The following is a 25,131-nucleotide window of genomic DNA, read 5'->3' on the forward strand; positions in this document are numbered from 1 at the left end:
AACGAATATAAAATATATTGTATACATTATTAACTAAATGTTAACTTTGCCGCGAGTTCAATCAACCCAGAAAAGGTACATTATGAGAAAATCAGCAATTACGTCGGCACTGATGGTTACGCTTGGCTGCGTAGCTGGCCACGTTAGCGCACACCCGGGCACCAGTGATGGCAAGCGATTGTTTAAACCTATAAGTGCACAGCATTCATTGGCCGTTGCCCATGAGGCGGACCAGCAGAGGCAACATGTGGCGCCGCCAACGGCTGATAGGCAAACGCAGCTTTCTTCAATCCATTTAGTGAATGAGCTTTCACATTCTAGCTTGATGGCAGATGCGAGTGCGCAGTGTGCCCTGCAGCAATTGGCTGACGCGTCGAGCGCCACCATCGCCGAGCAAGTGACCAGCCAGGGTGTGGATTGCGTCAACGCGCTATTTAGTGCCAGCAATGAAGTCGCTGGACAAATTGTTACTGATGGTAAAATGTTAGCAGTTGCTGATAGGGCGCTTGTGCTTGCCAGCAATTATAACGGCCAAGGCAGTGCTGATTTGGAAGCGCTATTTTTGTTTCTGCGCGCTGGCTTCTATGTCGAGTTCTATAACGATCAGGTAAGTTTATCGCCAGCTGCAACTGAGGCGACCCAGCAAGCACTGGATGCCTTTGTTGCCAATACCCACTTTTATGCCAACAGCGACGCCCATGGCAAGACGCTTAGTGAAGTGATCATCACTATGGATAGCGCTGAATTACAGCATCGCTACTTACCGCAAGTTAAACAATGGCTAAGTCGTTGGGACCAAAGTTATGGTAATAGCTGGCATATGCGCTCGGCGGTAAATGGTATTTTTACCATTTTGTTCCGAGGTCAATGGAATGATGAATTCATGGCGCTGGCAAAAACCGATACCGAGCTGGCACGACTGTTAGGTGAGTTCACAGCGCAAACCTGGATGATAGGTAGCGACAGCGAATATCTGATCACCAACGCGGCAAGGGAGTTAGCGCGGTTAAAAATGCACAGCGGCGAGCCAATTGAAGATGAGGCCGATAAGCAGCTTAGCGCACTATTTGCCCGTTATAACATGGTTGGCTACGGTGATGCCCTCTGGTTAGGCGCAGCCGACATCGTCGATTACTACGGTGCCTGCGCGCAGTTTGAGGTATGTGGTTTTAAAGCACAGGTTGAGCAGCAGGTATTGGGTCAAATTCACCAGTGCAGTGACACCATTCGCATTCGTGCACAGCAATTAAGTGCCAGCCAACAACAAGCAGCCTGTGAAAAAATGGCTTACGAAGAAGGGGTGTTCCACGACAAGTTAGCCACTAATAATCAACCTGTTGCCGATGATTTGAACTCCTTCTTACAGGTGAATGTGTTCAATAGCAGCGACGATTATAAAAAATATGCTGGGGTTATTTTTGGCATCGATACCAACAATGGCGGTATGTATTTAGAGGGGGATCCAAGCAACCCTGACAATCAGGCCAACTTTGTTGCTTACGAGGCCAGCTATGCCAACGCTGACCACTATGTCTGGAATTTAGAGCATGAATATGTTCACTACTTAGACGGGCGCTTTAATCTTTATGGTGATTTTAACGCCCCAACAGCCGATATAGTTTGGTGGAGTGAGGGAGTGGCTGAATATGTCTCGTTACTTGAGGACAACAGCGCTGCAATTGAGACCATAAAAGATGGCAGCACTTACCAATTAGGCGAGGTGTTTGCCACCACGTATGCCGGTTTTGACCAAGATAGAATTTATCGCTGGGGATACTTGGGGGTGCGCTTTATGTTTGAGCGTCACCGCAGCGAGTTGGCCAACATGCTAACGAATACTCGCCAGGGCAACTGGCAAGGCTATCAAAGCCAAATGAATAGCTGGGCGGCGAGTTATGGCAATGAATTCACGACTTGGACACAAGCGCTCGCTGGTGGCGAGAACAATACCGCGCCAACGGCCCGTATTAACGCCCTCGATACCGGGGTTGTGAATCAAAGTGTGAGCTTTGATGGCAGTGCGAGCAGCGACAGCGAAGGCGCTATCGCAAGCTATCTTTGGGATTTTGGCGATGGCACATCAGGGCGAGGGGCTATTGCACAGCATAGCTATAATCAGCCGGGAAGTTACATCGTGACCTTGAGTGTGAGTGATGAGCAGGGCCTGAGCCACAGTGTTAGTCACAGTATTACCATTGAGGCCGATAGCAGCGGCGGTATTACTGAGCTGAGCAATGGGCAAAGCGTGTCTATCAGTGGTGCACAAGATAGCGAGCAAGTGTTCCGTATCACATTGCCGCAAGGCACTTCAGCGCTTGATGTGATCCTTTCAGGAGGCAGTGGTGATGCTGACCTTTATGTTCGTGAACAGCAAGCCCCCACCACAGGCGAGTTTGACTGTCGTCCGTATATTGGTGGTAATGAGGAACAATGCCAGCTCAATCTAGGTAGCGCGACCAGTGAAGTGTATATCATGGTCAGAGGGTATAATGCGTTTGCGGATGTGAGCCTAACAGCCAGCTATCAGGCGCCTTCTCACATCGATGATATGTGCGCGCAACAAGGACCGCGTACTGATGGTCGCTTAGTGGCCGGTGAGACTATCTGCTTAGGTGCGCAGGCACCGATGTGGTTTAGTATTGAAAATGTCGCCGCAGCGCAAAGTGTGCGTATCGAAACGGCCCATGGCAGTGGCGATTTAATGCTGGAATATGCCAACCAAGGCTGGCCCAATGGCAGCAATGTTGAGGCCCGCAGCGATACATCAGGAAACGTGGAGTGTTTATCGGTGAGTGGTCAAAGCAACTACTGGGGGTATTTAAAAGTATCTGGCAACAGCGCTGGAGCGAGCTTGAAACTCAGTATTGATGAGGGCCATTGTCAGTAAACTAAAGACACAAAAAAACCTGCGTTAGCGCAGGTTTTTTTCATATTAGCAATTAGTTATTGCTCATCTCGGCGTAGTTCTTACACGCTTCAACATCTTTACACTCGCCGTATAGATAGAGTGAGTGATTAGTTAGCGTAATGCCGTTTTCTTCTGCGATTTCTACCTGACGACGTTCAATCATGTCGTCTTCAAACTCGATCACTCGACCACATTTTAAACACACTAAATGGTCGTGGTGCGTAGAGCCGGCCAATTCAAATACCGATTTGCCGCCTTCGAAGTGGTGGCGGGTGACAATGCCAGCATCATCGAACTGGTTTAAAACGCGATAAACAGTAGCCAGACCGATCTCTTCGCTGTTATCAAGCAGGATTTTGTAGACGTCCTCGGCACTGATGTGCTGGTTATCCGGAGACTGGAGGATTTCTAGGATTTTAATACGCGGTAGCGTGACCTTTAAGCCCGCTTTTTTAAGCTCTAGATTATGATCAGTCATTCAACTTGTTCTCGATTTTAGATTCTTGGTTGCACCGCTAAGGGACAGCAAGCGGTGCGTGCGACGCATAATAATGGCTAAGAATAACGTGCTTTACTATCAAGTGTAAAGCCAAGTTACCCTTAGCGTTTTTGTTCTTAGTCGGCAAGTTCTGCTAGGCACATTTCATCAAAAATCTGCTTACACCAGGTTTTCACACGCTCATCGGTCAGCTCTGGTTGACGGTCTTCATCAATGCCCAAGCCAACGAAATGCTCGTCATCAACCAGCCCTTTTGATGCTTCAAAATCATAGCCTTCGGTAGGCCAATTACCGACTACAATAGCACCACGCTCGGTGATAATGTCGTTGACCATGCCCATGGCATCAAGGAAGTACTCGGCGTAATCTTCTTGATCACCACAACCAAAGATAGCACATAGCTTGCCGTCAAAGTCGATTTCTTCTAGTTCAGGGAAAAAGTCATCCCAGTCACACTGCGCTTCGCCGTAGTACCATGTGGGGATACCAAAGAGCAGCAGGTCAAACTCTGCAATCTCTTCTTTGCTGCTTTTCGCGATGTCGTGCACGGCTACCATGTTCTTGCCGAGCTCTTTTTGGATCATTTTTGCAACGTGCTCAGTGTTACCCGTATCACTACCAAAAAATATACCTACACTTGCCATGAATAAATAACCTTTTATGTATCTATAGCCAATCGTTCTTGCAAAATGGTTTCAATCAACGCACTACGGCTAATATTCTGCGCATCTGCCATATCATTTAATGCTTGATACAGCTCTGATGAAACTTTAAATTCGACGCGTTTCAAGCCCCGCGCTTTATCGCGCTTGAGCTGGTTACGCTTATTTACTTTCAGTTGTAACTCCCGAGGGAGCGGGTTAGTTTTTGGACGACCCGGGCGTCGCTCATACTCGAATAAATCGAGCGTGGTTCTATCTAGCTCTGACTTGGCCATGGTTAACCCACACCTGCTCCTTGCCAGAAGACTTGAATAAGCCCTTTGGCGATAAAGCCGGAACAGCCTAAAAACAACACAAGCCAGACAATATAACGACCAAATTTAGGCACATCGCCTTTTTTAAGTACGTCTTGAATTGCCATGCCGATGAAAAAAAAGATGCCAGCAAGGCCAAAATATAACCCGAGGGTATCGATCTCATTGATTAATTGGTCGACCATTGACTGCTACCTATCTGTAAAACGGCGCGCATTGTAGCACAGAAAAATCCAATAATTTAGGTGATATTGAGGCTTTTAGCCTCCGTTATACTAACCCTAAATTACGCCCATACTATTGATATGGATTAACGTGTTAAAAAATCAACGATGGATTTATTTACTGCTGCCGGTTTTTCAGCGTGTAGCCAATGTCCGGTGCCTTGAATTACTTTTGCTTTGGCATTCGGGAACAGGGTCATGATCTGTTCTTTGTGCTCAGGCAAAATATAATCTGAGTCGCCACCTTTAACGAACAGTGTATCACACAAACAAGAATCATTTACAACTGGCTGCGATAGGATATTTGCATATTGCTGTTTTAGCACTGGCAAATTAAATTGCCATTCTAGGGAGCCTTTGTCGGTTTTTTTCAAACTTTTAGCCAAAAACTGGCGTACACCCGGTGTGGCTATGTATTCACTCATTAACTCATCCGCTTGCGAACGTGAGCTAACCGATGCACTGGCAACGCCTTCAAGCGCTTGAAAAATGGCGTCATGACGGGAGTGGTAACTCACTGGAGCCACGTCAAGTACAACGAGCTTGCTGACGCGCTCGGGTGCATCTATTGCTACTTGCATAGCCACCTTGCCGCCCATGGAATGACCCACAATGTGCGCTTGCGCGATCTCCAGCTCATCCATCAGCGCAATAATGTCCTCAGCCATAGCCGGGTAGGTCATGGTCTCGCTGTGAAAAGATTGACCGTGATTGCGCACGTCCACGTTAATTACATGAAACTGCTCACTGAGGGCTCTGGCAACGACTTTAAGATTATCTAATGAGCCAAATAAACCATGAATAACAATCACAGTGGGCGCATTTTTTGGCGCCTCAGAGCTGCTTTGATAATTTAGTAACATAAACACGTTATCATCGATGAAAGTAGGTAAATTGTGCCCACTGGGCGCGCGCAATGCAACACTTGGTCAAACACTGCTCAGTTGCTAAGGGCCTATACAGGGCACGCCCCCTAGCTTATTCAGGTAACTTGGGTATAATTCTGCAAAGCATTTGTAAACTTGGCAGTAATGACAGGAATATCATGAAAAAAATAGAAATAGACGACGAGCTATACCAATATATTGCCAGCAATACCCAAAGCATTGGCGAAAGTGCCTCTGAGATTTTGCGTCGTTTATTGAATTTGCAAAGCGCAGCGCCCATAGCTGCGCCAGCCACTGTAGAAACCGATGTAAGCGATGAGCCCGAGGAGCAGCAAGCGCAGCCCATGGCTGAAGCTGATGATAACCAAGCCAGCGTGTTCGACATTCTTAATAAAGAAGAACTGGCGATGCAAAAGGGCGTTGTTGGCCGCTTCTTGTTTATTCTTGCAGCGCTGCACCGCACCCATAAAACCACATTCCACCGCGTACTGAATATTAAAGGCCGTGACCGTCGATACTTTGGTAAAAGTAAAGAGGAGTTGCAGGCCAGTGGTAGCAGTCTAAACCCAAAGAATATCGATGACAGTCCTTTTTGGGTAATGACCAACTCTAATACCACCCGTAAGAAAATGATGTTGCATGAAGCGGCGTTAGAGCTGGGTTACACTAAAGAGCAAGCAGAAACTATTCGCGACTATTTATAAGGAATCAGGTATGGCCCTTCACCCCAATGCCGGAAAACTCGCCAAGCAAGCCGATCTTGTTAATGTACCTAAATTAATGAGCGCTTATTATCTCAACGAGCCTGATGTGGAGCAATTTCCAGAGCACCGGGTCGCATTTGGTACTTCCGGTCATCGTGGTTGTTCTTTTAATACGCAATTTAATGAATCTCACATTTTGGCTATTACCCAGGCTATTTGTGATTACCGCAAAAAAGAGAATATTTTCGGGCCACTGTTTTTAGGCAAAGATACGCATGCGTTGTCGGAGTCGGCGTTTAATTCTGCCATTGAGGTATTGGTCGCCAACGAAGTGCAAATCATTACCCAGCAAGACGATGACTTTACGCCCACTCCGGTGATAAGCCATGCGGTAGTGAGCCACAATAAAGCCCACCCACATGAATTGGCTGACGGCATTGTGGTGACGCCCTCACATAATCCACCTCAAGATGGTGGTTTTAAATATAATCCACCCAATGGTGGGCCTGCCGATACCAACGCCACAAAATGGATTGAAGATAGAGCGAATCAGTTACTCATTGAAGATCTGGTGGAAGTGGAGCTTTTCCCCTTTGCTAAGGCTGTGCGCTCTGGTTTTATCAAATACGTGGACTTAATAACCCCATTTGTTGCTGATTTAGCCAATGTCGTTGATATGCACGCGATCGCCAAATCAGGGATCACCATAGGAATCGACCCCCTCGGTGGTTCGGGAATTCATTATTGGCCGCATATTGCCAAGCAATACGGATTAAACCTCACGGTTGTGAACGACGCGATAGACCCTCGTTTTGCGTTTATGCCACAAGATAAAGATGGCAAAATCCGAATGGATTGCTCATCCCCTTATGCGATGACCAATTTGGTCGCACTAAAAGACCGCTTCGATATTGGCATTGGTAACGACCCAGATTATGACCGCCACGGTATTGTTACCCCAGACGGGTTGATGAACCCCAACCACTTTCTTGCCGTCGCTATTGATTACCTATTGACTCATCGCAGCGCGTGGCCGGGCGATGTGAAAGTCGGTAAAACCCTGGTTTCCAGTGCGATGATTGATAAAGTGGTACAAAGCCACGGTAAAACCTTGTTTGAAGTCCCTGTGGGCTTTAAATGGTTTGTTGATGGTTTGCACAGCAGTGAATTGTGCTTTGGCGGTGAAGAAAGTGCCGGAGCTTCGTATCTACGCTTAGATGGCTCGGTATGGAACACCGATAAAGACGGATTTGTTATGGGGTTACTTGCTGCTGAGATTCTCGCCGTTACCGGCAAAACGCCTTCGCAGTACTATCAGCAGCTAGTGGCAAAATTTGGTGAGCCTGTGTACAAACGCATTGACGCCCCTGCTAATAGTGAGCAAAAAGCGAAACTGAAAGCACTCAGTGCTGAGGTCATCACGGCCACTGAACTGGCCGGAGATGCGATCACAGCCAAGCTGACTCATGCGCCAGGCAATGATGCTCCGATTGGTGGTCTAAAAGTAGTGACTGAAAATGGCTGGTTTGCGGCCAGACCGTCGGGCACCGAAGACATTTACAAGATTTACCTTGAGTCCTTCCAAGGTGAAGAACATTTACAACAATTAGAACAAGCAGCCAAGGCGTTGGTTGATAACGCCATTGCTTAACCCGCTCATATAAGCCAGTCGTTCGACTGGCTTTTTACTGTTTATCTTGATAACGCTGCCGATAGGCGGCGAAGCTCTCACAATAAAGGTGTACTATGTATTTACAGCGTCTGAAAGAGACCGGTGACTTCCTTAGCATAACCCGTGAAAATGAATTCAATCTGCCGCCAGAGCAGTTCACGCTTGATAATGGCACAATTGTAAAGGTCCTTGACACAGGAGTCATTGAATTCACTCCAGCGCAATACGGTGATAAGGATTTTGTTTTCTCCAGTGCCGTGCATGGCAATGAAACTGCGCCTATAGAAATTTGTGATCAACTGATCAAAGCCATTATCGCTGAACACATTACTTTAACTCACCGTGTGCTGTTCATTTTTGGTAATCCGAAATCAATTAATATTGGCCAGCGTTTTGTCGATGAAAACCTTAATCGTCTGTTCTGCGGCAAGCACAGCGAGGGTGGAGTAGATAACCCTGAGCGTCAGCGCGCGAAAAAGCTTGAACACTATGTAGAGCAGTTCTTTACCATGGCGGGGCAAGGGCGCTATCGTGCACATTATGACCTGCATACCGCGATTCGCGACTCCAAGAACGAGAAATTTGCGGTGTATCCGTTTTTACATGGTAAACCCCATAAACGCGAACAACTACAGTTTTTGCTTAGTTGTGGTGTACAAACGGTGTTGCTAATGTCTGAACCCGCATCCACCTTCAGTTATTTTTCTTCCCGTCATTTTGATGCAGATGCGTTCACTATTGAATTAGGGAAAGTGCGTCCTTTTGGTGACAACGACATGAGCCGTTTCGCTAAAGCCAAAGCCACCCTTGAGGCATTGATCACGCAAGAAACCGTGACTTACCCTGAACTTCATGCGGATGATGTTGAGTTATTTTCGGTTTATCGCACCATTAATCGCCATCATGAAGATTTCAGCTTTACCTTTGCCGACGATGTGCCTAATTTCACTGGCTTCGCCAAAGGTGAATTATTAGGTCATGATGGTGAGCAAGAAATTCGTGCCGAGGTAGAGGGTGAGGCGATTATTTTCCCTAACGCTAAAGTCGCATTGGGGCAACGAGCTTTGCTCACAGTTGTCCCCACAAAACTCACCGATGAGTTCATCTGATCCGACCACTTCGCTCCGTAATATCCATTTATTTCAATACGTTACGGAGCGTACACGGAACTTGCCAAGGCCCCATTCTCAATGATGTGAATATTCGGCTATCATTAGTTGAATATACCTTTACGTTGACGTAAAGTGGCGGCAGCATAATTTAAACTAAGCGCGTGTAGTGGAAGATTTAGACCACTATTTACTAACTGAAAGACTAACTATTGCAAGTTAGTCTTTCAGCAAAGCAACAATAACAACATCTCAACGCTTAGCTTGGTGACAACAACAGAAGGGAAGGTTATGACTAACCCCAATAATGTTTCGTTGAATATTAATCACGAACTAGAATTTATTGATGGCCATGGCCTCGATGTGCCTACTTATCGCGTTCTTAGTGAACAAGGTAGTGTGCTTGAGGGTGCAAAAGAGCCAGAAATTGATAAGCAAACAGCGCTAAAAATATACGATACCATGCGCTTCATTCGTGCCTTAGACGAGCGTATGCAAGCAGCACAACGCCAAGGGCGTGTCAGCTTTTATATGCAGTGTTTAGGTGAGGAAGCTGCGGTAACCGCCAGTGCGGCGGCGCTTGATGATAATGATATGATCATGGCGCAGTATCGTGAGCAGGCGGCACTACGCTACCGAGGTTTTACCCTAGAGCAGTTCATGAATCAGATGTTCTCCAACGAGCAGGACTTGGGTAAAGGTCGCCAAATGCCAATCCATTATGGCTCACGTGAGCTCAACTACATGACCATTTCGTCACCGCTGGGCACGCAAATCCCACAAGCGACTGGGTATGCTTATGGACAGAAACTGAAGCACGTCAACAAAGACTCCGGCGAGCTCGATAGCACTATTGATAATGTCACCATTTGCTATTTTGGCGAAGGGGCGGCATCAGAGGGTGATTTTCATGCCGGGTTAAATATGGCCGCTGTACATAAAGCGCCAGTGCTGTTTTTTGCTCGTAACAACGGTTATGCGATTTCCACTCCAGCCGATGAGCAGTTTGCCGGCGACGGTATTGCATCGCGTGGTGTGGGTTATGGTATTAAAGCTATCCGTGTAGATGGAGCCGATGCCTTAGCCGTTTATGCGGCGACCAAAAAGGCACGTGAAATTGCCACCGAAACCGGTGAACCTGTGCTAATTGAATCCCTCGCTTACCGTTTAGGGGCGCACTCAACTTCGGATGACCCGAGCGGCTACCGCTCTAAAGATGAAGAAGCGGGCTTTCGTGAAAACTGTCCAGTCGCACGTTTTCGCAATTGGTTGCTGAGTAAAGGCTGGCTTGATGAACAAGAAGACGAGCAAGTTAAAGAGAAAGTGCGTGAGCAAATTCTTGAAGCATTAAAGGCGGCAGAGAAAGTGGCTAAGCCACCGTTGGAAGACCTTATTAGCGACGTGTATGACACGCCCATCCCGAGTCTTGAAAAGCAATACAATGAATTAAAGACTCATATTAAGAAGTACCCCGATGCCTATCCAACAACAGCAGGGAGATTGAAATAATGAAAACAATGAACATGCTTCATGCTATCAACTCGGCGTTGGATATCACCATGGCAGAGCACGACCATGCCTGTATTTTCGGTGAGGATGTTGGCTACTTTGGCGGTGTATTTCGGGCCACGTCCGGATTACAAGAGAAATACGGGAAACACCGGGTATTCAACACGCCGCTAACCGAACAAGGGATTGCGGGATTCGCCAATGGTTTAGCTGCGTTTGGTGCGCCAGCGATTGCTGAAATTCAATTTGCGGATTACATTTTCCCTGCCTTTGACCAAATCGTTAATGAGTCAGCGAAGTTCCGTTACCGCAGCGGTAACGAGTTTAATGTCGGTAATCTTACCATTCGTACACCTTATGGTGGTGGCATTGCCGGTGGTTTATACCACTCGCAATCGCCTGAAGCGTATTTTGCTCACACCCCGGGGTTAAAGATTGTAGTACCGCGTAACCCATACCAAGCCAAAGGCTTACTGCGCGCTGCCATCAAAGATGACAACCCAGTGCTGTTCTTCGAACCAAAGCGTCTCTATCGGGCCTCTACAGGCGAAGTGCCTGAGGAAGATTACACCATTGAGCTGGGCAAAGCCGAAGTGGTGCAAGAAGGTAAAGACGTGACTGTATTGGCCTGGGGTGCACAGATGGAAATCATTGCAGCAGCGGCTGAGAAAGCTAAAGAGCAGGGGATCAGTGTGGAGCTGATAGACTTGCGCAGCATCCTTCCTTGGGACGTCGATACCGTTGCTGAGTCTGTGAAAAAGACAGGTCGACTCGTGGTGAGTCATGAAGCGCCTATTACTAACGGTTTTGGCGCCGAGATTGTGGCGACCATCCAGCAACAATGCTTCCTTTACTTGGAATCACCCATCACGCGTGTGTGTGGCTTGGATACACCGTATCCATTAGCATTAGAAAAAGAATATATTCCAGATGCGCTGAAGGTATTCGAAGCCATTAAAAACGCGGTTGAGTTTTAAGGGGATAATCATGGCAAAAGATTTTATTTTACCAGATATTGGTGAAGGCATTGTTGAATGTGAAGTGGTTGAGTGGTTGGTGGCCGTCGGTGACGAAGTCAAAGAAGATCAACCCATTTGCGATGTCATGACTGACAAAGCCCTAGTGCAAATCCCTGCGGTACATGATGGCGTGATCACTGAGCTTTATTATGCCAAAGGGGATATTGCTAAAGTGCATCAACCATTGTTTGCAATGAATGTAAACGGCGAGCAAGAAGACAGCTCCAAGGCGCAAAGTACCGAACAAGAGCCCGAAGTAAAGCAAGCGAGTGCAACGTCTAACAGCGCGGGTACTCAGCGCGAGGACTTTATCTTGCCTGATATTGGCGAGGGCATTGTCGAATGTGAAATAGTTGAATGGTTGGTGAGTGAAGGCGATACCATTAAAGAAGACCAAGCGGTATGTGATGTGATGACCGATAAGGCGTTGGTACAAATCCCTGCTAAGTACGACGGTCAAGTGGTGAAGCTCTATTATCAAAAGGGTGATATTGCTAAGGTGCACAGCCCGCTATTCCAAATGGAAATTGCCGGTTCGGCACACGCCGAGCAACGTAGCGAGAGCACCGACTCGGCAGCGCAATCACAGCACAATGAAGCAGCTTCAAAGGCTAACACTGACACCTCTGTTGCCCAAGGAAAAGCATTAGCATCACCGGCTGTGCGTCGCCGTGCGCGTGAGCATGATATTGACATCAGCAAAGTTCCTGGCAGCGGTAAAAATGGCCGTGTATACAAAGAAGACATTGAACGCTTCTTGGCATCTGGTGACACAGCGCAAAGTGCTTCGCAGCAAGGGCCGAGCAACACTACATCGAGTAACGCCAATCAACAAAGTGGCGGGTCTCGTGTAGAGCCGATCAAAGGTATGAAAGCGGCCATGGCGAAGCAGATGTCGGCGTCGGTTTCCACTATTCCGCACTTTACATACAGTGACGAAATCGACCTTACGGACTTAATCGCATTGCGCGGAACGCTCAAAGAGCAGTATAAGCAGCAAGGCGTGAAGTTAACTATGATGCCATTTTTCATCAAGGCGCTATCACTGGCGATGCAAGAATTCCCGGTGCTAAACGCGCAAGTCAATGATGAGTGTACCGAGTTAACTTATTTCGATGACCACAACATTGGCATGGCCGTTGATTCTAAACTTGGATTGCTGGTACCGAATGTAAAACAAGTGCAGAGCAAATCGATTGTTGATGTCGCTAACGAAGTAACTCGCCTTACTGACAGTGCCCGAGAAGGGCGTGTAGCGCCAGCCGATTTGAAATCAGGGACTATCTCTATTTCTAACATCGGTGCTATTGGCGGCACGACAGCCACACCGATTATCAATAAGCCTGAAGTAGCCATTGTAGCCCTTGGTAAAGTACAGCAATTGCCGCGTTTTAACGAAGCCGGTGATGTTGAAGCGCGTGCAATAATGCAGGTCAGTTGGTCAGGGGATCACCGTGTAATTGATGGCGGCACCATCGCCCGTTTTAATAATTTATGGAAAGATTTCCTAGAGCAGCCAAGTAAAATGCTGATGGCAATGCGCTAACTGGTCCAATTAGCTGAACAAAAACTGAAAAAACTAGCTCCGGCTAGTTTTTTTTATAGCCATTTTCCTCTATTATTATCCTAACTTTTGCGCTGCAAAGGTGGCTTGCTCTGACGTACATCGCTCAGGACAAAGGAATTTCAAAATAACTAATAGGAAAATAGTGATGAACTATTATATTGAAGCGTTTCAACGCTTTGCTGATTTTAAAGGCCGTATCCGTCGTAAAGCTTACTGGATGTTCTTTTTATTCAACTTCATCTTTAGCATCGTTACTGCGGTGATTGATGGCGTTTTAGGCACGGCTTTTATCGGTTCAATCTACTCGTTAGTGCTACTTGTTCCAAGTTTAGCTGCGGGTGCTCGTCGCTTACACGATACTGGCCGTTCTGGTTGGTGGCAACTACTTTACCTTATTCCAATTATCGGTTTTATCGTAGTTATTATCTTCCTTGCGCAAGACAGCCAAGAAGGTGACAACGATTGGGGTGCAAACCCTAAAGAAGGTGATATCGAAGGCGCCACTGCCTAATCGATTACGAGATATATAGAGCCGGTTTAGTACCGGCTTTTTTTATGTCCACAGGTTTATAAAATACCAGCCATAGCCTAAAACGAGCGCCGGTATCAAGGTATAGACTGTAGCAATAAATGCGGCCTTGGGTGACAGGGCGATGGCAGGGAATAAGGCATCCCCATCATTTGAGATGGCATTGGCTAACAAGGCACTGAATGGGAGCCCGCCTTGAAGGTATAGGCCAGTGACAACAATCTGCGGGCCACAACCAGGAATTAAACCAATCAGCGCAGCGATTAAGGGTGTCCATAGCGCATACTGATTAAACCATACCGCTAAATCAAGCCCTGCGAGAGTGCTGACAAGTTCAAACGTAATAAACGCAGCCACCACCCATACAGTAATAAAGTGGGTATCTTGTATAGCCTTAAGAGTTGCAGATTCTGGCTCGGGCGGACAGTCTTCACAGGCAATAGATTGATAATTACCCTCATTTTTGGTGAGCGCCCACACCAGCATCGACGCCACCGCTAAAAAACTACCGCCATACAGCACCATGGTATCGGCACCTTGGAATAGGGTTGCCGGCTCGATATTAAACGCCAAAACGAGGGCAACAAGTAATAGCAATGGTAATGCCCATATCCATATTTGCTTTGTCGCCATCAGTAACGGGCTTGCAGGCTTGCCTTGCAATACATCGGGGTCTGGTTTTTTATGGTGAAATTCGATATCAGCGTGTATTTTATTAACTAGCGTGCCCATTAACGTGCCCGCCACCAAGCTAATAGCAAGGACTAACAGGGCATCAAAAGGACTGGCTGCCAAGAGCAAAAAGGCAGCATCCCCCATTGTGGCGCTTAACACCGCAACAACGGCACCGAAACTGACTTGCCCCCGGGTAAATTGGGTTACGACAATAATGGCGCCACCACAGCCAGGCAACGCGCCTAAGAACGCCGCGAATAACACTTCAAATTTAGGGTAACGCTGAGAAAACTGGCCTAATTCCAGTAAAGGATAACGCTTTATCAGCAGGTAGTAGAGCAGTAGGGTAGCAGCGACAAAGACACTGACCTGAAAGAACGCATCACTGAGCGCCGTTAACGTCAGTTCGCGGGTGCTAGGTAAGGCCAACAGTAGCGCCAAACCAAGAGGGAAAAATAACCGTTTATTAATGACTTTCATCCAATTGGTTGTAAGAACACAGGGTGAGAGAGTCGATACGGGCATAATGTGTAACCTAGATCATAAACTAGGTTACACTATAGTTTAATCTAAATGATAATTAAACCTATTTAGATCTTTGGAATTCCGCGTCTGCATACCACTGCGGCCATTCGCTTTGCTGTGAGATGTCATAGCCCACTTTATAGAACAGCTGCAAATCCTGTACTGCACCGGATAAATCCCATTCATCGCGGTAGCGATCGCAAGGCTGGTGATAACAGCCGCGCAACACTAGGCCCATACGTTTACGGTACTTAGCTGTTTGCGCATCTGCAGGCTCACTGCCGCCCCCGGCGTACATCGCTGGCACACCCATGTTGGCAAAGGCAAAGTGATCAGAGCGATAATACCCACCTGAGCTTGGTTTAGGGTCACCAGACACACTACGCTGCTGCATTTTAGCGGCTTCGCTTAGCATATCATCAAGTTCAGACTTACCCATGCCCACAACGCTGATGTCTTTAACCTTACCGAGTAGGTTCAAGCTGTCCATATTGATATTGGCAACGGTTTTATCGATATCGATAACCGGGTTAGCAGCATAGTATTTTGCCCCTAACAGACCTTGCTCTTCAGCAGTAACGGCTAAAAACGTCATCGAACGGTCTGGGTTTTTGGGCAATGTGGCAAAGGCTTCAGCGACTTCAATCATACCGCCAGTACCGGTGGCATTATCATGTGCGCCATTATAAATCTGGTCGCCCTTACGATTCTTATCGGTTCCTAAGTGATCCCAGTGCGCGGAGTAGATAACGTGCTCATCAGGTTTCGTGCTGCCCGGTAGCGTGGCGATAAAGTTATAGGAAATCGATTTTTTGATTTCGCTGTTTACTTCAACGCTGGCAGTTAAATCGCCCATATCAACATGGTAAGCACCTTCGCTTGCGCGTTGCTTAGCTTGGTCAAAATCCAGACCGGCTTTTGCGAATAGCTCTTTGGCTACATCCACAGTCACCCAGCCTTCAACCGCTACGCGGTCCATATTGTTGTTATCTTTTTGGAAACCAAACTGGGGGCCGCTCCACGAGTTTTCGACCACCGACCACGGGTAAGATGCAGGTGCGGTCTCGTGCACAATAATAGCACCAGCAGCGCCTTGGCGGCTTGCTTCTTCGTATTTATATGTCCAGCGGCCATAGTAGGTCATGGCATCGCCGGTGAACAACTCCGGATCTTTGGTCGCAAATCCTGGGTCGTTAACTAGCATCACTACGGTCTTGCCTTTTACATCAAGGCCTTCATAGTCGTTCCAGCCATATTCTGGGGCATTCACACCATAGCCAACAAATACCAGCTCAGAATCGTTGATGGCTTCTTTAGCACTAATACGGCTGGTCCCCATGACCATGTCTTTTTTATATTGGTAGTCTTTACCACCAATATTAAGGGTCATATTGGGGTCCGCTTCAATCGACACCAGCGGCACTTCTTGTAAGAAGCTATCACCATTGCCGGGCTTAAAGCCTAGGGCCGTAAATTGTTCGGTGAGATAAGCCAGCGTAAGCTCTTCGCCTTTGGTTGACGGAGCACGTCCGCCAAATTCATCGGAAGCCAGTGTTTTAACGTGCTGCGCGAGTTGTTCAGCATTGATGCTGTTCCAGCCCGCCATAACGTCTTGTTCAGTAATTTGTGTGCTTGCACAGCCAGCAAGGATGCCGCCGGCAAGTAAAGTCAGTGGGAAATAGCGTTTCATATTTATTCATTTCATTGCTATAAGACGACAGCCAGTATAAGGATAGCGATGAAATTACACCAGTTTTTGCGCTAAACTAGGCAAAATTGACGGTTAAAATAAGCAGTAATGAAACGTTTTACCCCCTATCCACAGTGGCGCACTGATTGTTTACAAGGTGGTGCATTTGCCCACCTCAACGCCCTGTTTGCTTTAGAGCAATATCGCGACTGGCCGAGTTTAAGTGAGTTAAACCAACATCAATTGGTGAATGCCCAAGGTTTGGCCATAGAATTTATAGCCAATAGCGAGTTTGAACTGGATGGGCGCTATTATGAGCAATTCATTTATGAAACTGGCAAAGTCCCCACGCGCAGCGAAAACTGGCATGATCTGTTTGGTGCCTATATATGGCGGCTATTTCCTAAAACCAAGGCCTTACTCAATCGCTTACATATTGAGGAAATGGCCCTGCAAACCTGCTCTAAGCGCAGTAAAACCCGTAATGCACTGACCTTATTTGATGAATGTGCCGTGGTATTAGCGGTGAGTGACCCCAGTTGGATAACCGCCTTTCGCCAACACCAGTGGCAGGAGGTGTTTGTAGAGCGCAAAGAGCAGTGGCAACATAGCATTCGTGCCTATACCTTTGGTCATGCTAATTATGAAATGCTGACACAGCCGTTTATTGGCTTAACGGGGAAAGCGTTATTTATCGACGTTGACGCTGATATATTTTGTAAAGATTTAAGTGCCCAATACCGCTACCTCGATGCGCGCCTATATGAGATGATAGCCGAACAAAATGTGTTGGCTGATAACTCGCAGCTATCCCCGCTTCCCTTGCTCGGGGTACCGGGATGGTATGACGATAATGTCGACCCAAATTTTTATGCCAATACGGACTACTTTCGACCAAAACGAAGGAACACAAAATAATGATAAGAGTGAATGGGCTACAGAAAAAGTTCAAACTCACCAAAGACCATAAGAAAAACGTCAAAGAGTCGCAGCAAGATCCACGTGAAGACAAAGACTTTTTCCATTCGGTTCGCGATGTCAGCTTTCATTGCAATCAAGGTGAAGTACTGGGGTTACTTGGGCCTAATGGCGCCGGTAAAACCACCACGCTACGAATGCTATCAACCGCATTAAAGCCCGACTCGGGAAGCATTGAAGTCAATGGCGTGGACGCGGTTAAAAAGCCCTTAGCGGGGCGCAAAGCCATTGGTTTTCTCTCGGGGTCAACCGGCTTATATGGGCGCTTAACAGCGAAAGAAAATGTTGAGTACTTCGCCAAACTCCATGGTCTGAGAGGTTCGGCGCTCGCTGAGCGTTGTGAAGAGCTATTTACCTTATTGGATATGCACAGCTTTTTGGATAAACGAGCCGATAACCTGTCTACTGGAATGAAGCAAAAAACCAATATCGCCAGAGCCGTGGTACATAAGCCCGATGTGGTGATATTGGATGAGCCCACCACAGGCTTAGATATTATGACCACGCAAACGGTGATTAACTTTATTAAAGGCCTTAAAGAGCAGGGCACACCAGTGATTTTCTCGACCCATCATCTCGATGAGGTTGCGTTATTGTGTGACCGTGTCAGTGTCATTGACTTAGGGGTCACTTGCTTTGACGGCACCTTAGCGCAGTTTAGCGAGCAAGGGCGCGCGACAGCCCTGAACGACGCGTTTATGAATATTCTTGAGGATCATCGCCATGTATGAAGTATTTTTAAAGGAAATAAAAGAGCTGTTACGCGATAGAAAAACGCTGATGTTCGTGGTTGCGCTGCCGCTGCTTATTTTTCCGATAATTTTTGCGCTTATTGGCTTTTTAGCATCGCAGGCCGCGCTAGAGGCCAAGCAGGAAGTACACACATATGCCATCGTTAATGCGCAATATGCAGAGCCTTTCGCGAAGGAAGTCTTTTTTCATAAAAGCTTTAAAGAGCTTGAACAAAAGCATTCATACCAGAGCATTGAAGACTTAAAAGCGGCGGTGGAAGCCGGGACCATCGATGTCGGTATTTACATTCCACAGGATGCACAAGGTGCGCTGGATAACGGTGAGCAAAGCACCTGGCAAGTTATATTTAATGATGCGCAAACCATCAACTTCTTATTTACCAACTTGAAAGAAGTGGCGGACAAATACGCGCAGCAACTACAAAGTGCCAAGCTTATTGAGCTTGGGGTCAGTGAAGATGCCCAGGCGGCGTTGCTACAGCCCATTGAGCTTGAGAAGGTCAATACCGCCGATCAGCGCGAGAATCTCGGTGAAAAAATCGGTGCCTATATCCCTTATCTGCTGCTACCTTTAGTGCTGACGGGCGCTATGTATCCAGCCATTGACTTAGGGGCCGGTGAAAAAGAACGCGGTACTCTGGAAACCCTGTTATTGACGCCTCTATCACGTACTCAAGTGGTGCTCGGTAAATTCTTAACGGTATTTTGCAGTGGCATTACCAGTGCCATGGTCACAGTGCTCAGTTTTGGCTTATGGATCACCCTAGCAGGGCAATTTATTGAGCTTGATATGCTTAAAGAAGCCTTTGGTACGGTAATGGTGACCGACTTATTATTGATTTTGTTGCTCTTAATTCCGGTTGCCGCGATTTTTGGCTCTTTAGCGCTGACCATTTCTATTTATGCGCGCAGCTTTAAAGAAGCACAAAACTACATGTCGCCGCTGTCATTTTTAGTGTTCATCCCTATCATTGTCGCCATCATGCCGAATATGGAATTGACCGCTAAAACAGCGCTGATCCCTATCACTAATATATGCTTGGCTATCAAAGAGATCATTAAAGGCACAGTTGATTTGGGCTTAGTGGGACTTATCTTTGCAGCCACCGTGGTGCTTGCCGGGGCGTTACTGGCATTTTGTACCTACTGGTTTAATAAAGAGGATGTGTTGTTTCGCTAAATTAGGTAATTTGGTTAACTAATTGTTACCCGATGTAATATCTATATAAGGCGTTCCTTCTATACTCAGCACTACGCTAAATGGTATAGAAGGAACCGTCATGAATCTTACCCAACCGCTCATCTTGGCGACCAGCATCGCGCTGGTGCTTAGTGGCTGTAACAATGCGACCCCAGTGGCTGATGAAATCCAAAGCGGTGATCCGCTGTTTTGCAAGGCCAGTCAGCAATGGGTTACCAACCCCAGTAACCCACCGGCAGAAATACCGGGGGATGGTGAGAACCTATGCCAGTTTTATCAATTTTCTTGGCAGTGGTTTATCAATCTAATGGCAGCGCCACAATCGACACGCAATTTCCTTGATTCCGGCCAATATCCCGTGTTTTTGGGGACTGAACAAAACTCCTGTGCAACAAACACCGTTGCGTCAAAGCTCTTTATTCGCACGCAGAAAGACAGCCACACTAGCAGCAGTGATTTCACTTTGCCTAGCGGCACCAACCAGGCGCTCAACGACGCAGTTATTTATGACCAACAAGGTAACGTCGTTCTCTACGAGGCTCGCTTTAATAAAGACATGTGTAATGTTGCATCAACCTCGACAACGCTGCCTGCTGGCACGACGGAGATAAAGTCGTCTTGGCGCAAGATCAGCGAACAAGAGAAAAGCGACTATGTGTGGATCCAATCTGATACTAACGCCAACGGCAAGCTTGAGAGCGACGAGATTTACGGTATGGTGGGTTTTCATTTAGTAAAAAGTACGGCGCTGCACCCAGAGTTTATTTGGGCTACGTTCGAGCACCGTAGCAACGCTCCTGACTGTCAAACTAAGCCACAAACGTCGCAAGGGTGGAGTTTTGCCAGTAGCCAATGCGCAAGCTCCCTACCTAACCCGAAAGCGGGCTGTGACTTCAATAAAACAGCGGATATCTCCGGCAGCACCCCCTTAACTGGCACGCCAACAGAAATTTGCCAAGTCTACGCACAAGGTACACGTGAAGGGGATAATCAAGCGACAAAAAATCGCGCTAATATCACTACCATTAATAAGCAGTTACAAAGCAGCTTTGCCGCCTTGCCTAATAGCAGTGAACTCCAGGTACTCAGCCAGTACAAGTTAGTTGGGGCATTGTGGGTCAGTGATACCAGTCAATCCAGCAGCCTTGAGAATCAACGAGGCTCTATTCAACTTGCCAATACCACCATGGAGACCAATGCTCAGCAAGGATTTGGTGAGTTGAGTTACAGTGGTAAAAGTAGCCTGCAACCCGCTGCTAATTGTTTTGCTTGTCATGGCTATAGCGGACCGCAAAGTAATGCGCAAGTTAGTCATATCTTCACCCATATTCACGGTAGCGGCGAAGGAAAATAGGTAAAGGGTTTTTTCAGCCATGCGCCCTTAGCGGCGCTTTACTTGGCAGCCTAGTTTGCTAATATCGTCCATTATTCAAAGGATTGCTTTATCAGTGGACGATATTTATGCGCTTATTATTGGTATGGCTGGCGATGGTAGCCAGCTCTGCTTCAGCCCGGTCACTTACCCTCGTTTATCAAGTAGACAACCGCCACACCAGTGAGCGCGGTGAAGCGGTGTTACATATATCCAATTCGGCCATTGCCAACCATTACCGCTTGCCCGATATGCAGTTATCGCAAATCACCCGGCAAGGCGAGGGCCAGTATGTGCTTATTCATAGCCACAAGCAGATCTTGTTTCGCGACTTTCAGCCTTTTTATGAAAATGCCAGTCGCCAACTTAAAGCTATGGCCGAGAGAATGGGCAAGAGTGAGCAGCAGTTATGGAAGATGATGCTCGACCCTAGCAACGACCCCAGTGCGGCCACTTTCTCTCAAATAAATACACAGCAATACCAAGGAGTACGTGATGAGGTTGTGGTATATCGTGTGCAGACTGAGCAATCGCGACTTAGTGCCTCCGAGCTTGATTGGCTCAAAACTCGTTTAGAGCAGCAGATGCAAATTCCTCAGTCAGGACTGGGGTTAATGGCCGACAACGTCGATGAATTACTGCGTTTATTTACCTATGATCACGATGCGCTTCCTAGTCGCATAGAGGATCTTGATAGCGGCTATGTATTGACACTACAAAAGCACAAATGGGGGGCCGTAGAGCCGTCGGCCTTTTCTTTGCCCGCAGGGTATCTTAAAAAAGACATCACTGAACAAACTCTCAACCTCATGGAATACCTGCAAAATTTAAACGAGCAGAAAAGCTTAAACTAAATCAAATCAAAGCTCGGTCATAAAAAGGAATAAAAATGAGCCAAGGATTACAGATAAAATCGTTGCGGGAGTGGATAGCGACCATTTTAGCTGGCTTCTTTTCACTGTTAGTCGTCCTAGCTATCGTTAGCGGTGATATTGAGTCAGTTGTAATAAACACGCTGTTTACCTTGTTGCTTGCGGCTTATCAGCGGCGCTTTATACTCGATAACGACGCTCTGCTAATTCGCAGCCAACTAAAGTTGTTTGGCATCGGGATGATAACCTTTAGCGTAAAGCGTATTGCGCTGTCATCGCTCAATGAGCTTGTGCTTACGTGTGGGCACGCTAAAAACGAGTTAATGATTACCTTTTCATCTGAGCATAGCACCCAAGTGGAGCGCTTCGACTTTAGAGGCCAAGATGAACTGATCAAGCGTATACTCGCGGACACAGGCATTGACTGCACCATACGTAGTAAGGGGGCAGCGAGTAAAAAGGGGCACAAAGCCGCTGTAGCCAGCAAAGACACTGTGGCTGATATTTTCTATCGCCATACTTCTCCTGGCGAGATACTCTTAAGCCATAGCGTGTCGCGCTTTGCGATGCCACTGCCAAACAGTCAACGTAAGACTGTATATATTGCGGTCGCAATTGGTTTGCTTATAACTATAGGCGTTGTGAGCTCATCCCAAAACTGGATCGCAGGGTGTGTTCTTTTAGCACTGACCTACCTGAGTTATTGGCTGGTTCGAGCCCATTTATGTAATCAGTATTACTTTATCGCCCAATCACCTCAAAGCGATATTGTGGTTGACGAGCAGTATTTACAACTCCCGGCACTGCTGTTTGCAGACAAAAAAGCGCGTAAGGTAGCAAAGGAGCAAGTCCAGTCGATAGAGGCAAGATGGAATTATTACGTAGTAGATAGCTATTCCATTGGCTGGTCTCGACGCAAAATTAAACGCCCACATGTGGTGTCATTAACCTTTATAACCGACGAAGGCCCGACTATTGCAGTGAGCAATATGGCCATCAATGGTCAAGCGCTGTTATTAGCGCTTACCCATAAGAACTATCCGGTATCGCTTGAGCGCTCAACAAAACAGGCACTGCCGATGCTGTTTCATATACGTATTGCCGTTTTATTGGGCGTTGTTGGCATTATCATCTCATCGATGATTCGTTTTCTATAAATAAGGATTGTTATGAAAAAACTAACGTTAATAGTCTTGCTGGGGATTATCAGTAGCACCGCATCTTATGCTCAACAAGTGAAAACTGATAACTCACTGAAAGCCACGTTGTTTGGCAAAGACGATAGTAATCTTGATATCCAACTGGAGAAAGCTAAACAGGGGGATGCACAAGCTATGGCTCGCTCTGGTTGGCTTTTTGCTCTAGGGTTAAAGCCAGATTATGACAAATCGCACTATTGGCTCAATAAAGCTATCGAAAACGGAAACACAACCGCGTTCTATTTTTATGCAAAATTATATGAAGAGGGAAATTTTGGCGACAAGAATCCTGAAAAGGCGTTCGATTATTATCAGCAGGGCGCTGACAATGGCAATTTAACCGCTATGTACTACGTATATGAAGCCTATCGAGATGGCAAAGGTGTTGCCGTGGATGAGCAAAAAGCCGAGGAAGTGCTCAATGAGTGTGCCAAGGCCGGTGGAGAGCTTTGTTCTGGATGGAAAGAGTTTAAAGACAACCTTAAACGTTCAAGAAAACAATCAAACTAAGCAGAGCCGCACATTTAGCGCTATACGCTCAGTTTCAATGTAGATAAAGTGCATAGAGATAAAAGAAGGAAAGATATAGATGAAAGGACAAGGACTAGGGCTGTTAGTGGGGACTGTGGGGATCTCTTTACTGTCATTTGCTGCGGTGAAGCTATTCTTATTTGTTGAACCCCCTGGGTTTATCAACATAGGAATGATGGCCGTGGGCAGCATACTGTGTTTATCGAGTCTCTTTCTCGTTACGCGTAAATCCCTAAACCTTTAAGCGTTCCGCTTTCTAGATACAGATATAAAAGGTTTACAGGGAGTCAGCGGCAGCCGTCATGGTTGCCGCTGCAAATAACTAACCTATCAAGTTATACAGAAGCGCAGAAACCGCCAGTACACCTACAAGTAACACAAAGTACGTACTGAGCTTGCCTTTGTAACGTGCAAGGGAAGGGACTTTGTACACTGCAATCATCGGCATAATAAATAAGATCATCGCGATAATTGGACCTGAAATCGCCCCCATCATATCCAAAATACTGGGGTTATAGATGGCGCAAACCCAAATCGCCACAAACATCAAGGCAACACCTAGCTTATCCGCCCCCTGATAACTTAACTTCGAATGCTTAACCGCCAAACCATTAAAGCTCTCGCGCGCTCCTAAGAAGTGACCAAAAAATGACGAGGTGATGGCAATAAAGGCCACCAAGGGGCCAACATAGGCCAAAAGAGGGTTGTCATAGGTATTAGCAAGATAAGAGAGCACGGAAATATTGTCTTCCTTCGCGGCTTCAAGCTGTTCAGCACTTAGCGCAAAAACACATGAAAATACAAAAAGAAGTACAAAACTTATCAGCATAATTGCAGTGTACTTGAGGATTTTGTCAGACTTTACACGTGCACTTTGGCCATAATGACGACGCTGTGCGTTGGCAAAGCTGGAGATCGCCGCAGCATGACTAAAAGAAAATACGATAACAGGCACGGCCAGCCATAAGTTCTCAATAAACTGCGGTGCTTGGGCGATATCTGTACTGGGGACCTGCCAGTGTGGAATTAAATACAGAGATAAACCAAACAGTACCGCAACTAAAGGGTAAACCAGGATGGCAAAGGCGCGCAGCATTAGCTTTTCGCCTCCGAGCATCACGGCCACCATGGCTGCCACCAATACGCCGGACAGTAGCGCACGAGGTGGCTGTGCAAAGCCCAGTTGATGCACGATAAAGTCATTCACGGTGTTGGTCAGGCCGACTCCGTAAATAAGTAAGATAGGGAAAATAGATAGAAAATACAGCAGTGAGATTAATCTGCCAGCGCCAGCACCGAAGTGTTCTTGCACCACATCAGTGAAGTCACTGTCGTCGTGTTTAGACGATAACACAAAGCGTGCTAAGCCTCGGTGCGCGAGGTAGGTCATTGGGAATGCGGCACAGGCCATAATGATGAGGGGCCAAAAGCCGCCGAGGCCGACATTAATGGGTAAGAATAAAATACCTGCACCGACTGCGGTGCCAAATAAACTTAATACCCAATGGGTATCGTGGCGAGACCACGCCGGTGCTGTGGTGGTGCCTTCACCGCCGAGCACATGTTGAGAGGAACTCATAGATACTACCTTTGAACTGCATAAAAACGTGGCAATCATACAGAATTTGGCAAGGTAATTCATACTTATGCCAAAAATTGTTATAGCAATCCAACTTTGGTCGTACTAATTAGAATAACTAGCTAAATGATGTTCTTTTTTTAGCCAAAGAGTG

The 25,131-nt window shown here is 46.9% G+C and carries 24 protein-coding genes; 16 read left to right on the top strand and 8 right to left on the bottom strand.

Going from position 1 to position 25,131, the window contains the following annotated elements:
• Positions 1–82: 82 nt before the first annotated feature.
• Positions 83–2,887 (top strand): collagenase, encoded by a 2,805-nt coding sequence (locus MHM89_RS01685; RefSeq protein WP_239407924.1) that lies wholly within the window; start codon positions 83–85, stop codon positions 2,885–2,887.
• A 52-nt stretch (positions 2,888–2,939) separates the two neighbouring features.
• Here the strand turns inward: MHM89_RS01685 and fur are convergent, their stop codons facing one another.
• The 5 genes from fur to MHM89_RS01710 all read right to left on the bottom strand — a co-directional run bounded on the left by fur (position 2,940) and on the right by MHM89_RS01710 (position 5,470).
• Positions 2,940–3,386, bottom strand: a complete 447-nt coding sequence (fur, locus tag MHM89_RS01690) for a ferric iron uptake transcriptional regulator (protein WP_022946542.1) — start codon at positions 3,384–3,386, stop codon at positions 2,940–2,942.
• Positions 3,387–3,523: 137 nt separating this feature from the next.
• On the bottom strand, positions 3,524–4,051 hold the full coding sequence (fldA, locus tag MHM89_RS01695; protein ID WP_022946543.1) for a flavodoxin FldA: 528 nt from the start codon (positions 4,049–4,051) through the stop codon (positions 3,524–3,526).
• A 14-nt stretch (positions 4,052–4,065) separates the two neighbouring features.
• Positions 4,066–4,344 carry a LexA regulated protein gene (ybfE, locus tag MHM89_RS01700; RefSeq protein WP_022946544.1) on the bottom strand — a complete coding sequence of 93 codons (279 nt, stop codon included), beginning with the start codon at positions 4,342–4,344 and terminating at the stop codon, positions 4,066–4,068.
• A gap of 2 nt (positions 4,345–4,346) precedes the next feature.
• Positions 4,347–4,568, bottom strand: coding sequence for a DUF2788 domain-containing protein (locus MHM89_RS01705; protein ID WP_022946545.1), 222 nt, complete (start codon positions 4,566–4,568; stop codon positions 4,347–4,349).
• Between the two features lie 125 nt (positions 4,569–4,693).
• A complete protein-coding gene (locus MHM89_RS01710; RefSeq protein WP_151172658.1) occupies positions 4,694–5,470 on the bottom strand; it encodes an alpha/beta fold hydrolase in 777 nt (258 codons plus the stop codon).
• A gap of 182 nt (positions 5,471–5,652) precedes the next feature.
• On the opposite strand from MHM89_RS01710, the gene seqA reads away from it, so the two are divergent.
• From seqA to MHM89_RS01745, 7 genes are all read left to right on the top strand, one after another.
• Positions 5,653–6,198 (top strand): replication initiation negative regulator SeqA, encoded by a 546-nt coding sequence (gene seqA, locus MHM89_RS01715; RefSeq protein WP_239407925.1) that lies wholly within the window; start codon positions 5,653–5,655, stop codon positions 6,196–6,198.
• A 10-nt stretch (positions 6,199–6,208) separates the two neighbouring features.
• A complete protein-coding gene (pgm, locus tag MHM89_RS01720) occupies positions 6,209–7,849 on the top strand; it encodes a phosphoglucomutase (alpha-D-glucose-1,6-bisphosphate-dependent) (protein WP_239407926.1) in 1,641 nt (546 codons plus the stop codon).
• Between the two features lie 95 nt (positions 7,850–7,944).
• The gene (gene astE, locus MHM89_RS01725) at positions 7,945–8,979 is read left to right on the top strand and encodes a succinylglutamate desuccinylase (protein ID WP_239407927.1); all 1,035 of its coding nucleotides are present in this window, start codon (positions 7,945–7,947) and stop codon (positions 8,977–8,979) included.
• Between the two features lie 291 nt (positions 8,980–9,270).
• Positions 9,271–10,488, top strand: coding sequence for a thiamine pyrophosphate-dependent dehydrogenase E1 component subunit alpha (locus MHM89_RS01730; RefSeq protein WP_022946550.1), 1,218 nt, complete (start codon positions 9,271–9,273; stop codon positions 10,486–10,488).
• Positions 10,488–11,465 carry a transketolase C-terminal domain-containing protein gene (locus MHM89_RS01735; RefSeq protein WP_022946551.1) on the top strand — a complete coding sequence of 326 codons (978 nt, stop codon included), beginning with the start codon at positions 10,488–10,490 and terminating at the stop codon, positions 11,463–11,465. Before MHM89_RS01730 ends, MHM89_RS01735 begins: the two co-directional genes overlap by 1 nt.
• Before the next feature lie 10 nt (positions 11,466–11,475).
• A complete protein-coding gene (locus MHM89_RS01740; RefSeq protein WP_239407928.1) occupies positions 11,476–13,053 on the top strand; it encodes a dihydrolipoyllysine-residue acetyltransferase in 1,578 nt (525 codons plus the stop codon).
• A 166-nt stretch (positions 13,054–13,219) separates the two neighbouring features.
• Positions 13,220–13,585, top strand: a complete 366-nt coding sequence (locus MHM89_RS01745; protein WP_022946553.1) for a DUF805 domain-containing protein — start codon at positions 13,220–13,222, stop codon at positions 13,583–13,585.
• 42 nt (positions 13,586–13,627) lie between these two features.
• On the opposite strand, the gene MHM89_RS01750 is transcribed toward MHM89_RS01745, so the two are convergent.
• Positions 13,628–14,803 (bottom strand): putative manganese transporter, encoded by a 1,176-nt coding sequence (locus MHM89_RS01750; protein ID WP_239407929.1) that lies wholly within the window; start codon positions 14,801–14,803, stop codon positions 13,628–13,630.
• 61 nt (positions 14,804–14,864) lie between these two features.
• Positions 14,865–16,493, bottom strand: a complete 1,629-nt coding sequence (locus tag MHM89_RS01755; RefSeq protein WP_235418966.1) for a M28 family metallopeptidase — start codon at positions 16,491–16,493, stop codon at positions 14,865–14,867.
• A gap of 108 nt (positions 16,494–16,601) precedes the next feature.
• Between MHM89_RS01755 and MHM89_RS01760 the strand changes: the two genes are divergently transcribed.
• The 8 genes from MHM89_RS01760 to MHM89_RS01795 all read left to right on the top strand — a co-directional run bounded on the left by MHM89_RS01760 (position 16,602) and on the right by MHM89_RS01795 (position 23,642).
• Positions 16,602–17,411 (top strand): DUF3025 domain-containing protein, encoded by an 810-nt coding sequence (locus tag MHM89_RS01760; RefSeq protein ID WP_152440804.1) that lies wholly within the window; start codon positions 16,602–16,604, stop codon positions 17,409–17,411.
• Positions 17,411–18,202, top strand: a complete 792-nt coding sequence (locus MHM89_RS01765) for an ATP-binding cassette domain-containing protein (protein WP_045978335.1) — start codon at positions 17,411–17,413, stop codon at positions 18,200–18,202. Before MHM89_RS01760 ends, MHM89_RS01765 begins: the two co-directional genes overlap by 1 nt.
• Positions 18,195–19,403 carry an ABC transporter permease gene (locus MHM89_RS01770; protein ID WP_239407930.1) on the top strand — a complete coding sequence of 403 codons (1,209 nt, stop codon included), beginning with the start codon at positions 18,195–18,197 and terminating at the stop codon, positions 19,401–19,403. The genes MHM89_RS01765 and MHM89_RS01770 overlap by 8 nt, the downstream gene beginning before the upstream one ends.
• Before the next feature lie 100 nt (positions 19,404–19,503).
• Positions 19,504–20,778, top strand: a complete 1,275-nt coding sequence (locus MHM89_RS01775; RefSeq protein WP_239407931.1) for a hypothetical protein — start codon at positions 19,504–19,506, stop codon at positions 20,776–20,778.
• A 107-nt stretch (positions 20,779–20,885) separates the two neighbouring features.
• Positions 20,886–21,650: a hypothetical protein gene (locus MHM89_RS01780; RefSeq protein ID WP_239407932.1), complete on the top strand. Its 765-nt coding sequence runs from the start codon at positions 20,886–20,888 to the stop codon at positions 21,648–21,650.
• A gap of 35 nt (positions 21,651–21,685) precedes the next feature.
• Positions 21,686–22,825 carry a hypothetical protein gene (locus tag MHM89_RS01785; RefSeq protein ID WP_239407933.1) on the top strand — a complete coding sequence of 380 codons (1,140 nt, stop codon included), beginning with the start codon at positions 21,686–21,688 and terminating at the stop codon, positions 22,823–22,825.
• A 12-nt stretch (positions 22,826–22,837) separates the two neighbouring features.
• Positions 22,838–23,377, top strand: coding sequence for a tetratricopeptide repeat protein (locus MHM89_RS01790; RefSeq protein ID WP_239407934.1), 540 nt, complete (start codon positions 22,838–22,840; stop codon positions 23,375–23,377).
• A 79-nt stretch (positions 23,378–23,456) separates the two neighbouring features.
• Positions 23,457–23,642, top strand: coding sequence for a hypothetical protein (locus MHM89_RS01795; protein ID WP_045978329.1), 186 nt, complete (start codon positions 23,457–23,459; stop codon positions 23,640–23,642).
• A gap of 78 nt (positions 23,643–23,720) precedes the next feature.
• Here MHM89_RS01795 and MHM89_RS01800 read toward each other — a convergent pair whose 3' ends face one another.
• Complete coding sequence (locus MHM89_RS01800; protein WP_239407935.1) at positions 23,721–24,977, bottom strand: aromatic amino acid transport family protein; 1,257 nt, start codon at positions 24,975–24,977, stop codon at positions 23,721–23,723.
• Positions 24,978–25,131: the final 154 nt, after the last annotated feature.

Source organism: Pseudoalteromonas sp. CNC9-20, assembly GCF_022347875.1.
GTDB classification, from domain to species: domain Bacteria; phylum Pseudomonadota; class Gammaproteobacteria; order Enterobacterales; family Alteromonadaceae; genus Pseudoalteromonas; species Pseudoalteromonas ruthenica.

Excerpts from the sequence above, each read along its gene's own strand:
- MHM89_RS01685 (WP_239407924.1), top strand. The coding sequence starts at position 83 with ATGAGAAAATCAGCAATTACGTCGGCACTGATGGTTACGCTTGGCTGC.
- fur (WP_022946542.1), bottom strand. The coding sequence starts at position 3,386 with ATGACTGATCATAATCTAGAGCTTAAAAAAGCGGGCTTAAAGGTCACG.
- fldA (WP_022946543.1), bottom strand. The coding sequence starts at position 4,051 with ATGGCAAGTGTAGGTATATTTTTTGGTAGTGATACGGGTAACACTGAG.
- ybfE (WP_022946544.1), bottom strand. The coding sequence starts at position 4,344 with ATGGCCAAGTCAGAGCTAGATAGAACCACGCTCGATTTATTCGAGTAT.
- MHM89_RS01705 (WP_022946545.1), bottom strand. The coding sequence starts at position 4,568 with ATGGTCGACCAATTAATCAATGAGATCGATACCCTCGGGTTATATTTT.
- MHM89_RS01710 (WP_151172658.1), bottom strand. The coding sequence starts at position 5,470 with ATGTTACTAAATTATCAAAGCAGCTCTGAGGCGCCAAAAAATGCGCCC.
- seqA (WP_239407925.1), top strand. The coding sequence starts at position 5,653 with ATGAAAAAAATAGAAATAGACGACGAGCTATACCAATATATTGCCAGC.
- pgm (WP_239407926.1), top strand. The coding sequence starts at position 6,209 with ATGGCCCTTCACCCCAATGCCGGAAAACTCGCCAAGCAAGCCGATCTT.
- astE (WP_239407927.1), top strand. The coding sequence starts at position 7,945 with ATGTATTTACAGCGTCTGAAAGAGACCGGTGACTTCCTTAGCATAACC.
- MHM89_RS01730 (WP_022946550.1), top strand. The coding sequence starts at position 9,271 with ATGACTAACCCCAATAATGTTTCGTTGAATATTAATCACGAACTAGAA.
- MHM89_RS01735 (WP_022946551.1), top strand. The coding sequence starts at position 10,488 with ATGAAAACAATGAACATGCTTCATGCTATCAACTCGGCGTTGGATATC.
- MHM89_RS01740 (WP_239407928.1), top strand. The coding sequence starts at position 11,476 with ATGGCAAAAGATTTTATTTTACCAGATATTGGTGAAGGCATTGTTGAA.
- MHM89_RS01745 (WP_022946553.1), top strand. The coding sequence starts at position 13,220 with ATGAACTATTATATTGAAGCGTTTCAACGCTTTGCTGATTTTAAAGGC.
- MHM89_RS01750 (WP_239407929.1), bottom strand. The coding sequence starts at position 14,803 with ATGCCCGTATCGACTCTCTCACCCTGTGTTCTTACAACCAATTGGATG.
- MHM89_RS01755 (WP_235418966.1), bottom strand. The coding sequence starts at position 16,493 with ATGAAACGCTATTTCCCACTGACTTTACTTGCCGGCGGCATCCTTGCT.
- MHM89_RS01760 (WP_152440804.1), top strand. The coding sequence starts at position 16,602 with ATGAAACGTTTTACCCCCTATCCACAGTGGCGCACTGATTGTTTACAA.
- MHM89_RS01765 (WP_045978335.1), top strand. The coding sequence starts at position 17,411 with ATGATAAGAGTGAATGGGCTACAGAAAAAGTTCAAACTCACCAAAGAC.
- MHM89_RS01770 (WP_239407930.1), top strand. The coding sequence starts at position 18,195 with ATGTATGAAGTATTTTTAAAGGAAATAAAAGAGCTGTTACGCGATAGA.
- MHM89_RS01775 (WP_239407931.1), top strand. The coding sequence starts at position 19,504 with ATGAATCTTACCCAACCGCTCATCTTGGCGACCAGCATCGCGCTGGTG.
- MHM89_RS01780 (WP_239407932.1), top strand. The coding sequence starts at position 20,886 with ATGCGCTTATTATTGGTATGGCTGGCGATGGTAGCCAGCTCTGCTTCA.
- MHM89_RS01785 (WP_239407933.1), top strand. The coding sequence starts at position 21,686 with ATGAGCCAAGGATTACAGATAAAATCGTTGCGGGAGTGGATAGCGACC.
- MHM89_RS01790 (WP_239407934.1), top strand. The coding sequence starts at position 22,838 with ATGAAAAAACTAACGTTAATAGTCTTGCTGGGGATTATCAGTAGCACC.
- MHM89_RS01795 (WP_045978329.1), top strand. The coding sequence starts at position 23,457 with ATGAAAGGACAAGGACTAGGGCTGTTAGTGGGGACTGTGGGGATCTCT.
- MHM89_RS01800 (WP_239407935.1), bottom strand. The coding sequence starts at position 24,977 with ATGAGTTCCTCTCAACATGTGCTCGGCGGTGAAGGCACCACCACAGCA.